This is a genomic window from Variovorax sp. Root411 (genome assembly GCF_001425205.1).
Lineage (GTDB): Bacteria > Pseudomonadota > Gammaproteobacteria > Burkholderiales > Burkholderiaceae_C > Variovorax.
In genome coordinates this window covers 227,262-240,179 of record NZ_LMDW01000001.1, presented here as the reverse complement: position 1 = coordinate 240,179, position 12,918 = coordinate 227,262, and the positions used below count along the sequence as shown (strand labels likewise).

Sequence of the window (12,918 nt, the reverse complement as noted above, 5' to 3'; positions counted from 1 at the left end):
TGTTTAGGAAGAGATGCCGCCGCCGAAGCGGGTGTCTGCCTGCTTTCGGAATTCGCTCGGCGTCATTCCCTTGATTTCAAGAAAACGTCGATTGAAATTCGCCACGTTGTTGAAGCCCACCTGGTAGCAGATGTCGGTCACGTAGTGATCGGTCTGCATCAGCAGGTGGCAGGCGCTGTTGATGCGCACACGGTTGACGAAGTCGGTGAAGCTGTTGCCGGTGGAGCGCCGGAAGAAGCGGCTGAAGCGGCTCTCGCTCATGCCCAGTTCGGCCGCCACGTCTGACATCGAGATCGACTCCGCCATGTTGCTGGTGATGCGGTTGACGATGTCGTTGATCTGGTCGACCTGCGCATCGCCCTCGATGCCCTGCGCGCCCTGCATCTGCACGCTCGACAACAGCCGGTAGTCGGTGCATTGCGCGAGGTCGGCCATGAAGTCGAGGAACAGGCCCAGGCGCCGCACGCCGCGCGCGGCCTTGATGGTGTCCCAGTGCGCCTGCGCGCTCTGCGACATGCCGAAGAATTCGATGCCGTGGCGCGCCCGCTCCAGCAGCTGCATTACTTCGCGCAGTTCGGGAATCTGTTCGGCCGCATGCTCGATCGGTTCGTGGCGGAACTGGATCACCCTGTCGCGCCCCGCGGCGCCGCCTTCGGGCACGTCGAGCGAGATCCAGTTGTGCGGCAGGCGTGGCCCGCACAGCACGAGGTGTCCGGGCTGGAACGGCCCGATCCAGTCTCCGATGAAGGCTTTGCCCGAGGTCTCGGTGATCAGGTGCAGCTCGTAGTCTTCATGGAAGTGCCATCGCACCAGCGGACTCGGAAAGCCATGCGCGAGGCAGCGCACCAAACCGGTTTCAGGGGCCTCGTAGCCCAGCGATGGAGAGCGTGCAAAGTCGCGCTCCAGCTCGGGTTGGCGCTGACGAGGAATCGAACGCTTGCGGGTGGACGTCGTCATTGCAGCATGAGCATGAGCATGGAGTCAGGACCGGGAAGCAGCCCCATTGTCTGCCTCGGCAAGCGCGTTGTGAACGGCCTGCAGCGTGGGCGGATCTGCGCCTTCCCGGGTGCAGTTCAGGGCGGCGGCGGTGGCGGCGAAACGCAGCACCTCGGTCCAGGCTTCGTCGCCCAGTTCACCGAGCTGGGCCGGGTGCTCCACGCCATGCGCAAGCAGCGACACCGAAAGCCCGGCCGTGAAGGTGTCGCCCGCGCCGATGGTGTCGACCAGCGTGACGCGCGGCGCGGCCACGGTCAGTGGCTCGTGGCCCGTTCGCCAGAGCGTCGCGCCGTCGCCGCCGCGCGTGACGATCACCGCGCGCGCGCCGGCCGTCAGGCACTCGGCCGCGAGCGCGTCGACCGGCTGGCCGGGCGAGAGCAGCGCAGCATCTTCGTCGCTGAGCTTGACCAGATCGGCCATGCCGAACCAACCCGTGACGCTGGTACGGTAAGCCGCCATGTCGGGGATCAGGCTGGGCCGCACGTTGGGGTCGAACACGATCACGCGGTGCCCCGCGTTTGCCGCGACGAGCTCGGCGATGCGCGTAGCAGCCGGTTCCTGCAGCAGCGAGATCGAGCCGAAGTGCAGGAAGCGGCAGTTCGCCGGCAACTGCGGCAGCGGCTCGGGCGCCCAGGTGGCGTCGGCACTGCCGCGCGTGTAGAAGGCATAGCGGTTGGTCTGCGGTGTGCGTTCGACGAAGGCCAGCGTCGAGGGCGCGTTGCTGCGCAGGATGAGGCTGGTGTCCACGCCGTTGCGCTGCAGGAAACCCATCAGCCGCTCGCCGAACAGGTCGGTCGACAGCTGCGTGAGAAAACCGGTCGGCTGCCCGAGCCGCGCGCAGGCCACGGCCGTGTTGAGCGGGGAACCGCCCTCGTGGCCCAGGAACGCCAGGGTGCCCGCCTCGCTGGCGGTGAAATCGATGAGGGCTTCGCCCGTGAGTGCTATGCGCATGGTGTCTGCATTCTCGATCAGGGCAGTGCGCGAGCATCCGCCAAAAAGCCGCGTTCGGCGGCCAGGGTGGCGGGATGGTCGAGCAGTTCGGCAAAGAGGCGCGGCGGGATGGTGATGGCTCCCACGCCGAGCCCCAGCAGGGCAAGGTAGGCCTCGCGCGAGCGGATGCTGGCCACCAGCAGTCGCGTGCCGGACGAAGGACGCAGCGCGACCAGCGCCTGCATCTGCCCGATCAACGCCAGGCCATCGACGCCGCTGTCTTCGAGCCGTCCGAGATACGGCGCCGCATAGGCCGCGCCCAGTTGCGCGGCGAAGTGCGCCTGCTCGGGCGCATACACCGCCGTCCAGGTGACGGGCACGCCCTGCGCAATGAGGCGCGCGCCGGCATCGAGGCCCTGGCGCGTGGCGGGAATCTTCACGACGAGTTGGCCTCGGTCGAAGTGCGAGAGCAGGGCCTGCGCGTCTTCCAGCATGCCGTCGACTTCGCTGGAATACACCTGTGCCTGCACTTGTCGTGCACCCAGCTCGATGCAGCGCTTCAGCAGGCCGGGCACTTCGCCGCGTCCGATACCCGCACGCTTGAGCAGCGTCGGGTTGGTCGTTACGCCATGTACTACCGGGTGCGGCAGGCAGGCCTTGAGCTCTTCCAGGTCGGCGCTGTCTAGGTACAGGTGGAAATCTTCATTCATGGGTTGCCTACTTGAAACTTGCATTCGGGGGCGTGCACAGGCCACCGGGTACTCCCCTCCGCGAATGTCCCCCGTCGGCGTGAGCGCGCCCCGAACGAAACCCACCGCCTCGAACAGAAAAGAAATCTCTCATCTCAACTCATGACATTGCCACCATCGACATTCAAGGTCTGCGCCGTGATGTAGCGCGCCTCGTCGCTGGCCAGAAACACAGCCGCCCCCGCGATATCGCTCGGCATGCCCATGCGGCCAAGCGGCACCTCAAGGCCGACGCGCCGCTTCTTCTCTCCGGGCGCCAGCCCTTCGGCCTTGGCGAACAGGCTGTCGACATGGTCCCACATCGGCGTATCGACCACACCGGGAGCAATGCCGTTGACGCGGATGCCGTGCGGCGCCATGGCCAGTGCGGCGCTCTGCGTGTAGCTGATGACGGCCGCCTTGGTCGCGCAGTAGTGCGACACCAGCGCCTCGCCGCGGCGCCCGGCCTGCGAGGCCATGTTGATGACCGACGCGCCCTGCGTGCCCGCCTCGACCATGTGGCGCAGCACGGCCTGCATCACGAAGAACATGCCCTTCACGTTGACCGCGAAGAGGCGGTCGAACGAGGCTTCGTCGCTGTCGAGCAGCGGCGCCAGGTCGAACACCGCGGCGTTGTTGAACAGCGTGTGAATCGGCCCGAAGGCGACCTGCGCCTCGGCCAGCATGTGCGCGATGGCCTGCGTGTCGGTGACGTCGGCCGCAATGTAGGCCAGGTGGTCGGGATGGCGCTGCTGCAGCGCCCGCACCGCCTCGGGCGCAGCCGGTGCACGGTCGACCACGCTGCAGCGCGCGCCCTCGGCGATGCAGGCCTCGGCAACGGCCAGGCCGATGCCGCCGCCGGCACCGGTCAGCAGCACGTGGCGGTTCTTCAGGCGTTCGCTCATTTCGTTGCTCCAGCGTTCAGGAAATCTTCTACTCGGCCGCTCGCACCTCGAACAGCATCGACCAGGCGTGCATCGCCTGAGGCGGCGCCCCACAGACCCGCGTCCGAACACAGGGCGAGCACCGGATCGGCGGCATTGCAGATCGCATGCGCCGCGGCCTCGTCCATGCCCTGGTCCTGGTACGCATAGGGCAACGCCCCACGATGCCAGCGCTGCAGAAAAGCAAGGAACAGCGCGGGCAGCATCGCGACGCTTTCGATGGTCTGGCCCGCCGCGAGCCGCTCGCGCACCGTCGGCGCGATGAAGCCGGGAATCTTCGAGAAGCCGTCCGCCGCCACGCGCTGGTTGGTGTCGCGGATGGACGGATTGCCGAAACGGTCGAGCACCACGTCGCGATAGGCCGCGAGGTCGATCGGGCTCGGGCTCAGGCAGGGGATGACGTCGTCGGTGACGTAGTCGAACGCCATCTTGCGGATGGCCGCGTCATGCGTGCCTTCGTGGATGAAGTCGAGACCCGCGAGCGTTCCCGCCCAGGCAATGCAGCTGTGCGTGGCGTTGAGGATGCGGATCTTGGCCTCTTCGTAAGGCTGCACCGACGCGACCAGTTCCACGCCCACGCGGCCCCAGTCGGGACGGCCGGCCGCGAAGTCGTCTTCGATCACCCACTGGATGAAGCTCTCGCCGGTGATGGCGGCCGCGTCGTCGCGTCCCGTTGCAGCCTTCACGCGCGCGCGCAGTTCGGGCGGCGGGCGCGGCGTGATGCGGTCGACCATCGCGTTCGGGCAGCGCGTGTTCGCGTTCACCCAGGCCAGCAGATCCGCATCGCCCGCCAGTTCGATGAACTCCAGCAGACCGGCGCGAAAGCGCTCGCCGTTGTGGCGCAGGTTGTCGCAGTTGAGCAGCGTGACCGGGCCCGCGTTCGCGGCCTTGCGCGCGCGCAGGATGGCGCAGATCGCGCCGTAGATGGTCACGCTGTCGCCGCTCGCCTCACCCCGGCGTGCGCGCTCGACATCGGCCGCGAGGTCGCCGAACGACAGGTCGAGCCTGCCCTTGTTGTCGAGGTAGTAGCCCGCCTCGGTCACGGTGAACGACACGATGCGGGTCGACGGCGCCGCGCCACGCGCGATCACGCCGGCCAGCGAACGCTCCCATGGCAGCACCTCGCGGATGGCCTCGATCTCTTCGTAGCGGTACTCGCCCGCGGGCGACACGGTTTCGAGCGTGTAGCGGCCGCCCTGCGCCTGCAGCGCGGCGACGACCTCGGCCATGTCGGGCCGGATGTTGGCGCCCGAGAGCGACCAGCGGTTGTCGCCCGCGTCGATCAGCCGCTGCAGGTAGACCGCCTGGTGGGCGCGGTGGAACGAGCCCAGGCCCAGGTGAAGCACCGTGAACTCCGTGGGAGCCGGTGGAATGTGCGCGATGGTCACGGGAATGTCCGTTGAAAAGACGGTGGGAGGATGAAGTTCACGCGGAGACCGAACGGCCTTCGCGGTTGAACAGGTGCAGCACCGACGGATCGAGCTCCACGGCCACGTCGTCGCCGGCCTGCAGCGGCGTGCGCTCGTTCTGGCGTGCGATCAGCGGCACGCCGCCCACGTCGACGTGGATGAGCGTGTCGGCGCCCAGCGCCTCGATGAGTTCGACGCGGCCCTGCACGTCTCTCACTGGCGCGCCCTGCTTCGGATGCACGCGCAGGCCTTCGGGACGCACGCCGAGGAAGCCGTCGGCGGGCAGCCTCCCGCCGGTAGCGGCCGAGAAGCTGGGAATCGCATTCGCGGCCACCATGTTCATCGACGGCATGCCGATGAACTGCGCGACGAACTGGTTGGCCGGGTGGTCGTACAGCTCCAGCGGCGTGCCGACCTGCTCGATGAGACCGTCCTTGAGCACCACCACGCGGTCGGCCAGCGTCATCGCCTCGACCTGGTCGTGCGTCACGTAGATGGTGGTTGCGCCGAGCGCGCGGTGCAGCTTGTGGATCTCGACGCGCGTGTTGCCGCGCAGCGCCGCATCGAGGTTCGACAGCGGCTCGTCGAACAGGAACACCTTGGGCGCGCGCACGATGGCGCGGCCGATGGCCACGCGCTGGCGCTGGCCGCCCGACAGGTCCTTCGGCGTGCGGTCGAGGTACTGCGTGAGGTTGAGCGTCTTGGCCGCATATTCGACCTTGGTCCTGATCTCGCTCTTGCCCACGCCCGCGAGCTTGAGCGCGAACGACATGTTGTCGTACACGCTCATGTGCGGATAGAGCGCATAGCTCTGGAACACCATCGCCAGGTCGCGCTTGCCCGAGGGTGTCCAGGTGATGTCCTTGCCGTCGAGCAGCAGGTTGCCGCTGGTGATGGGCTCGAGCCCGGCGATCAACCGCAGCAGCGTCGACTTGCCGCAGCCCGAAGGCCCGACGAAGACGATGAACTCGCCCTTCTGGATTTCGAGGTCGACGCCCTTGATGATGTTGATTTCACCAAAGCTCTTCTTGATGTCTTTGAGTTGCAGGTAGGCCATGAGATGTCTCCCTTTCTTTACTTGACGGCGCCGAAGGTCAGGCCTTGCACCAGTTGCTTCTGGCTGAACCAGCCGAACACGACAATGGGCGCGATGGCCATCAGCGAGGCGGCCGACAACTTGGCCCAGAACAGGCCCTCGGGGCTGGAGTACGAGGCGATGAGCGTGGCCAGCGTGCCGGCCTTGGCGGAGGTGAGGTTCAATGCCCAGAAGGCCTCGTTCCAGCTCAGCACCAGGCACAGGAGGCCGGTCGATGCGAGGCCGCCCACCGACAGCGGCAGCACGACATGGCGGAACTCGGTCCACAGGTTTGCGCCGTCCATGCGCGCGGCCTCCAGGATCTCGTTCGGAATGTCCTTGTAGGCGCTGTAGAGCATCCACACCATGATCGGCAGGTTCGACAGCGTGAACACGATGGTCAGCGCGGTGAGCGAATCCAGCATGCCCGCGGTCTGCGCCAGCACGTAGATCGGCACCAGCGCGCCGACGGCCGGCATCATCTTGGTGGAGAGCATCCACATCAGGATGTCGCGCGTCTTCTTCGTGCGGAAGAAGGCCATCGAGTACGCAGCCGGCGCCGCGATCAACAGGCCGAGGATGGTCGAGCCCAGGCTGGTGATGAGCGAGTTGCGCGCATACAGCAGGTAGTCGCTGCGTCGCTGCACTTCGCCGAAGTTGTCGAGCGTGGGCTCGAAGACGAAGAGCGGCGGCACGTGGATCGCCTGCAGCTCGGTCTTGAAGGCCGTGAGGAACAGCCAGCCGAGCGGGAAGAACAGCACGAGCGTGACGGCCCAGGCACCCACGGTGCGGATGGCCAGCGGCAGGAAATTGCTGGGTTGTTGTTGTTGCATGGCTTGCCGCTCCTCAGTCCAGGTTCTTGCCGATGATGCGAATGAGGAACACGGCCACGATGTTCGCCAGCACCACCGCGAACAACGCACCGGCCGAGGCCACGCCCACGTCGAAGTTCATCAGCGACTGCTTGAAGATCAGGTAGGTCATGTTCGTGCTCTCGTTGCCCGGGCCGCCGTTGGTGGTGATGGCGATCTCGGCGAACACGCTGAGCAGGAAGATCATCTCGATCATGATCACCACCGCCATCGGGCGCCCGAGGTGCGGGATGGTCAGGTAGAAGAAGCGCTGGACCGAACTCGCGCCGTCCATGCGCGCGGCTTCCATCTGCTCGCGGTCGAGCGACTGCAGCGAGGTGATGAAGATCAGGCAGGCGAACGGCAGCCACTGCCACGCCACCATGACGATCACCGAGAACAGCGGCATGTCGGTGAGCCAGTCGACCGGCTGGGCGCCGAAGGCGCGCCACACGTCGGCCAGCACGCCGTAGATCGGGTTCATCATCATGTGCTTCCACAGCAGCGCATTGACTGTGGGCATGACGAAGAACGGGGAAATGAGCAGCACCCGCACGATGCCGCGCCCGGGGAAGGGCTCGTTCACCAGCAGCGCGAGCAGCACGCCCAGCACCACCGTGATGACGATCACGCTGCCGATCAGCAGCAGCGTGTTCCACGTGGCCGGCCAGAAGTCGGGGTCGGTGACGAAGTAGTGAAAGTTTTCGATGCCCGCGAAGGTGCGTTCGCCGGGCTGCATGAGGTTGTAGTTCACCAGCGAGAAGTACAGCGTCATCACGAGCGGCACGATCATCCAGGCGAAGAGCGTGAGCACGGCGGGCGCCATGAGGGCGCGGGGCAGGAGTCGTTTCATTGTGGGTTCCTCTCTGGCTGTGGCCCCCTCTCCCGCTTGCGGGAGAGGGTTGGGGTGAGGGCAAGCGGCGTCGGCCATGGACGCGCTGCTGCCCCCTCACCCTGACCCTCTCCCCGGGGGGAGAGGGAAAGGAGGCGGCTTACTTGTAGTACCCAGCCTTCTTCATCTCCCGCTCCGCCGCCGTCTGCGAGGTCTTCAGCGCCTGGTCCACCGTGACCTTGCCCGACAGCGCCGCGCTCATCTGCTGGCCCACCGCCACGCCGATGGCCTGGAACTCGGGAATGGCCGCGTACTGCACGCCGACGTACGGCGACTTGGGCAGCGTGCTGTCAGTGAGGTTCGCGCTGTCGATGGCCTTCTTCTCCGCTTCGGCGAACTTGGCCACCTTCTGGAACTCGGGGTTCGCGTAGGTCGACTTGCGCGTGCCGGTCGGCACCGAGGCCCAGCCGGTTTCCTTGGCCACGAGGTTGACGTAGTCCTTGGAGGTCGCCCACTTGATGAACTTCTGCGCCGCCTCGTCCTTCGACGAGCTGGCCGGAATGGCGAGGTTCCACGACCACAGCCAGTTGGCGCCCTTCGGCGTGCTGGCGGTCGGCGCCTGCGCGAAGGCCACCTTGTCGGCCACCTTCGACTGCTTCGGGTCGCTGATGAACGAGGCCGCGATGGTCGCGTCGACCCACGCGGCGCACTTGCCTTCGTTGAACAGCGCGAGGTTCTCGTTGAAGCTGTTGGCCGAGGCGCCCGGGGGGCCGTCCTTCTTCATCATGTCGACGTAGAAGGTGATGGCGTCCTTCCAGGCCTTGGTGTCGATCTGCGGCTTCCACTGCATGTCGAACCACTGGCCGCCGTTGGTGTTCACCAGCGTGGTCAGGAAGGCCATGTTGTCGCCCCAGCCCGGCTTGCCGCGCAGGCACATGCCGTACACGCCGGCCTTCGGGTCGTTGACTTTGTCGGCGAACTCCTTCACCTGCGCCCAGGTCGGCTGCTCGGGGAACTTGATGCCCGCCTTGTCGGCCAGGTCCTTGCGGTACATGAGCATCGAGCTCTCGCCGTAGAACGGCGCGGCGTACAGCTTGCCGTCGGTCGACAGGCCGTTGCGGATGGCGGGCAGCAGATCGTCCACGTCATAGGCCGCGTCGGTGGCGATGGGCTTGAGCCAGCCCTTCTTCGACCAGATCGGGGTTTCGTACAGGCCGATGGTCATCACGTCGAACTGGCCGCCCTTGGTGGCGATGTCGGTGGTCACGCGCTGGCGCAGCGTGCCTTCTTCCAGCGTGACCCACTTGAGCTTGATGTCGGGGTTGGCTTTCTCGAAGAAGGGAGTGAGCTTCTGCATCTCGATCATGTGGCCGTTGTTGACGGTCGCGATCACGAGTTCAGTGGCGGCCTGGGACAGCGCGCCCGTGCCGATGAGTGCGAGGACGAGGCCCGCTTTCAGAAAACGCTTCATGTTGTCTCCTAGAGGTGAGCGACGCCCTCTTGTTTGTCGGGTCGCCGTGGTCGGATTCTGGAGAAACGCGCTTGCGGTTTTGGTACTTGGGCAGTTGATGCCAGTACTTTCATGCACCAGTCGGCTAGTGAATTCCCTAGTTAACGCAAGACAGCATGTAAATCGGCAACCCAAAGGCTTCAGCCGCCGCCCAGCAACTGACGCCGGAACTGGGCGGCGGCCGGCGACAGCGCGCGGTCCTCGCGGGTGATGAGGCAAATCGGCGGCACGCGCACCGGCAGTTCCACCGGCACGGTGCGAAGCACGCCCAGCCGGGCGTAATGGCTGGCCTGCGAGGCGGGCATCACGGCCGCCATGTCGGAGCTTTCCAGCAAGGCGGTGATGGCAATGGGCGATGCCGTTTCGATGATGTCGAGCCGCGTCTGGATGCCCGCCTCGCGCATCGCCGCCTCGAAGCGCCCGCGCTGCGGCGAGCCCGGCGGCTGCAGCACCCAGGACCAGTTCGCCATCTCGGCCAGCGTGACTGTGGGGCGCTCGAACACCGGGTGCGCGATGCGCACCACCACCACCTGCGACTCGCCCAGCAACGGCACGCTCGCGTACTTCGCCTCGTCATGGCCGTCGGTGAGCCGTCCCAGCACGAGGTCGACATCGCCCTGCTCCAGCTGCGCCTGGATCACGTCGCTGGTCTCGACCACCACCGACACCGCCACCTGCGGATGGCGGCGGTGGTACTCCACCAGCGCCGGCGCCAGCAGTTCGGGCACGGCGCCCGGCACGCTGCCCACGCGCAAGGCGCCGCTCAGGCCCGAGCGCAGGGCCAGCATCTCCTCGCGCGCGGTGCCGAAGTCGCTGAGCACGCGGCGGGCATAGCGGATCAGGATCTCGCCGTAGGGCGTGGGCTCCATGCCGCGCGCCAGCCGCTCGAAGAGCTTTTCGCCGAGCGAGTCTTCGAGCTGCTGCAGCAGCTTGGTGGCCGCGGGCTGGCTGATGTTCATGGCCTCGGCCGCGCGGCCGAGATGGCGGTGGGCATCGAGCCGGGCCAGCAGCAGCAACTGGCGCGGCCGCACGTGGAGCATCAGCGAGGCGTCGGTCGAGCCGGAGTTCATGCACAAAAGTATATGGAGCTTCGGGCTTTTTCGATTGGATCGGGATGGCGAAGCTCCGTACGCTCTGTCCCCACAACAAGCAGGAGACGACCCGATGAAGCTTTACTCCCTGGCCCGCGCGGCAGGCCTGGCCGCCGCGCTGCTGGTCGCGGCGTCGGCCGGCGCCCAGTCCGCCTACCCCGACAAGCCCCTGCGCATCATGGTGGGCGCCTCGCCCGGCGGCGGTACCGACATCCTCGCGCGCGTGCTGGCCGACAAGCTGTCGCCAGCGCTCAAGCAGCCCGTGGTGGTCGAGAACCGGCCGGGCGCGTCCAACACCATTGCCGGCGAACTCACGGCCCGCGCGCCGGCCGATGGCGCCACGCTGCTGCTGGCCACCAACACGGCGCAGGCGGTGGCGCCGCACATCCTCAAGCTCAAGTACGACCCGCTGAAAGACCTGCAGCCCGTGGGCCTGGTGGCCGTGATGCCCAACGTGCTGGTGGTGTCCGTGAACTCGCCGTACAGGTCGGTGAGAGACCTGGTGATGGCGATGGCGGCGAAACCCGGCGGTTTCAAGTACGCGTCGTCCGGCATCGGCAGCACCCAGCACGTGGGCGGCGAGGCCTTCAACCTGGCCACCGGCATGAAGTCGATCCACGTGCCCTACAAGGGCAGCTCGCAGGCGCACGTCGACATCATCTCGGGCGAGGTCGACATGATGTTCGACAGCACCTCCTCGGCCATGGGCCAGATCAGGGCCGGCAAGTTCCGCGCGCTGGCCGTGAGCGCGCCGCAGCGCTCGCCCGAGCTGCCCGACGTGCCCACGCTGGCCGAACAGGGCATCAAGGGCGCCGACGTGTCCACCTGGTACGGCCTCTACGTGACGGCCGGAACGCCCCGCCCCGCGGTCGAGCGGCTGAGCGCCGAACTCGTGCGCACGCTGAAGCTGGCCGATGTGCAGACCCGCATCAAGGCGCTGGGCGGCGAACCCGGCACACTGACCGGCGAGCCCTTCGCGGCGATGAACAGGCAGGAGTTCGACCACTACGGCCAGCTCGTGCGCGACGCCAACATCAAGGCCGAATGAGCCGGCCCTTGCTCCCCTTGTTTCCCCTTTTTCTTTAACCGCCTCCAACCGACACCATGCCCACCCCACCCAAGACGCCGAGCGTGATCTCCGCCAAACCCCGCATCGCCGTGCTGCTCGGCGACCCCGGCGGCGTCGGCCCCGAAATGGCCGTGAAGCTGCTGGCGCGCCAGCGCAACCTGGACGCCGCGCGCGTGCTGCTGATCGCCGATCCGGTGGTGCTGGCCGCCGGCGAGCGCGTGGCAGGCCTGAAGCTGGCCCCGCTGCAGGTCGAGAGCCTCGACGAGCTGCATTTCGAGGACGGCCGGCCCAGCCTGCTCGCACGCGACTGGATGCAGGGACAGGAGCCGGTGCCCGGCGAGTCGAACGAACAGTCCGGCCGGGCTTCGTTCGAGGCGCTGGAACTGGCCACGCTGGCGGTACGCCGCGGGCAGGCCGAGGGGATTCTCTTTGCGCCGCTCAACAAGCATTCGCTGCGCCTGGGCGGCCTCGTGCACGAGGACGAGCTGCGCTACATGCAGGAGCGCTTCGCGGTGACGGGCTTCGTCTGCGAGTTCAACCTCACCGGTTCGCTGTGGACCTCACGCGTGACCTCGCACATTCCGCTGAAGGACGTGGCCAGCCACATCACCGTGCAGGGCGTGAGCGACGCCGTGAAGATCATCGCCTCGGCGCTGCGCCGCGCGGGCGTGGCGCATCCGCGCATCGCGGTGACGGGGCTCAACCCGCACGCGGGCGACGGCGGCTCCATCGGCATGGAGGAAATCGAGATCATCGCGCCCGCCGTCGAGCGGCTGCGCGCCGAGGGCTTCGACGCACGCGGCCCGTTCTCGCCCGACACGGTGTTCATCGGCGCGCGCCGCGGCGACGTCGACGCGGTGGTGTCGATGTACCACGACCAGGGCCAGATCGCGATGAAGCTCATGGGCTTCGAGCAGGGCGTGACCCTGCATGGCGGCCTGCCGGTGCCGGTGGCCACGTCGGCCAGCGGCAGTGCATTCGACATCGCGGGCCGGGGCATCGCGAACATCGAGGGGCTGCAGCAGGCCTTCGACCTGTGCGTGCGCATGGCGAGCGGCCAGGAAAAAGGGCCGCTTGCGCGGCCCTGACGATCCGGCGCTGCGCGCGCCGCTGCAAAGCTCAGGCGCTCGCCGGCGCGCCGTGCGGGTTGGCCTCGGGTTGGGAGGGCTGCACGTAGAAATAGATCAGCACGAGATTGACGATCGGGATGAGCATCAACAACTGGAGCCAGCCGCTCTTGCCGATGTCATGCAGGCGGCGCGCACCCACGGCCAGTGCGGGCAGCAGGAAACCCAGCGCCGCGATGACGTACACGAACTGATGGATGAGGCTCGCGACGATGAGCACGATGACCTCGGCCAGCACGAACCACCAATATTCCGAGCGCGATGCGCGCCCGTTGAAATCGGCGTATTTGCTGAAACAAGTCTTGACCGCTGTTTGAAAATCCATTGATCGACTCCTCTTGATGGGTCCCAGGGAA

13 protein-coding genes are annotated in these 12,918 nt (G+C 66.9%); 2 read left to right on the top strand and 11 right to left on the bottom strand.

Annotation, left to right across the window (positions count from 1 at the left end; translation table 11 throughout):
• Positions 1-3 precede the first annotated feature (3 nt).
• The 10 genes from ASC92_RS01025 to ASC92_RS00980 form a co-directional block, all read right to left on the bottom strand.
• Positions 4-957 carry an AraC family transcriptional regulator gene (locus tag ASC92_RS01025; RefSeq protein ID WP_056509398.1) on the bottom strand — a complete coding sequence of 318 codons (954 nt, stop codon included), beginning with the start codon at positions 955-957 and terminating at the stop codon, positions 4-6.
• Between the two features lie 24 nt (positions 958-981).
• Positions 982-1,947, bottom strand: coding sequence for a carbohydrate kinase family protein (locus tag ASC92_RS01020; protein WP_056509395.1), 966 nt, complete (start codon positions 1,945-1,947; stop codon positions 982-984).
• A 17-nt stretch (positions 1,948-1,964) separates the two neighbouring features.
• Positions 1,965-2,636, bottom strand: coding sequence for a transaldolase family protein (locus tag ASC92_RS01015; RefSeq protein ID WP_056509392.1), 672 nt, complete (start codon positions 2,634-2,636; stop codon positions 1,965-1,967).
• A gap of 134 nt (positions 2,637-2,770) precedes the next feature.
• Positions 2,771-3,559, bottom strand: a complete 789-nt coding sequence (locus ASC92_RS01010; RefSeq protein ID WP_056509388.1) for an L-iditol 2-dehydrogenase — start codon at positions 3,557-3,559, stop codon at positions 2,771-2,773.
• Entirely contained in the window at positions 3,556-4,944 is a 1,389-nt protein-coding gene (dalD, locus tag ASC92_RS01005) for a D-arabinitol 4-dehydrogenase (RefSeq protein ID WP_056511724.1), read from the bottom strand. Before dalD ends, ASC92_RS01010 begins: the two co-directional genes overlap by 4 nt.
• Positions 4,945-5,023: 79 nt before the next feature.
• On the bottom strand, positions 5,024-6,064 hold the full coding sequence (locus ASC92_RS01000) for an ABC transporter ATP-binding protein (protein ID WP_056509385.1): 1,041 nt from the start codon (positions 6,062-6,064) through the stop codon (positions 5,024-5,026).
• Positions 6,065-6,081: 17 nt separating this feature from the next.
• The gene (locus ASC92_RS00995; RefSeq protein WP_056509381.1) at positions 6,082-6,915 is read right to left on the bottom strand and encodes a carbohydrate ABC transporter permease; all 834 of its coding nucleotides are present in this window, start codon (positions 6,913-6,915) and stop codon (positions 6,082-6,084) included.
• Positions 6,916-6,928: 13 nt separating this feature from the next.
• A complete protein-coding gene (locus tag ASC92_RS00990) occupies positions 6,929-7,786 on the bottom strand; it encodes a carbohydrate ABC transporter permease (RefSeq protein WP_056509377.1) in 858 nt (285 codons plus the stop codon).
• 139 nt (positions 7,787-7,925) lie between these two features.
• Positions 7,926-9,236: an ABC transporter substrate-binding protein gene (locus tag ASC92_RS00985; RefSeq protein WP_056509374.1), complete on the bottom strand. Its 1,311-nt coding sequence runs from the start codon at positions 9,234-9,236 to the stop codon at positions 7,926-7,928.
• A 179-nt stretch (positions 9,237-9,415) separates the two neighbouring features.
• Positions 9,416-10,345, bottom strand: coding sequence for a LysR family transcriptional regulator (locus tag ASC92_RS00980; protein WP_200935927.1), 930 nt, complete (start codon positions 10,343-10,345; stop codon positions 9,416-9,418).
• A 94-nt stretch (positions 10,346-10,439) separates the two neighbouring features.
• Here ASC92_RS00980 and ASC92_RS00975 point away from each other — a divergent pair, with 94 nt between their 5' ends.
• Positions 10,440-11,414, top strand: coding sequence for a Bug family tripartite tricarboxylate transporter substrate binding protein (locus ASC92_RS00975; protein ID WP_056509371.1), 975 nt, complete (start codon positions 10,440-10,442; stop codon positions 11,412-11,414).
• A gap of 56 nt (positions 11,415-11,470) precedes the next feature.
• Positions 11,471-12,523 carry a 4-hydroxythreonine-4-phosphate dehydrogenase PdxA gene (locus ASC92_RS00970; RefSeq protein WP_056509367.1) on the top strand — a complete coding sequence of 351 codons (1,053 nt, stop codon included), beginning with the start codon at positions 11,471-11,473 and terminating at the stop codon, positions 12,521-12,523.
• Positions 12,524-12,554: 31 nt separating this feature from the next.
• On the opposite strand, the gene ASC92_RS00965 is transcribed toward ASC92_RS00970, so the two are convergent.
• Positions 12,555-12,887 carry a DUF805 domain-containing protein gene (locus tag ASC92_RS00965; protein ID WP_056509364.1) on the bottom strand — a complete coding sequence of 111 codons (333 nt, stop codon included), beginning with the start codon at positions 12,885-12,887 and terminating at the stop codon, positions 12,555-12,557.
• Positions 12,888-12,918: the final 31 nt, after the last annotated feature.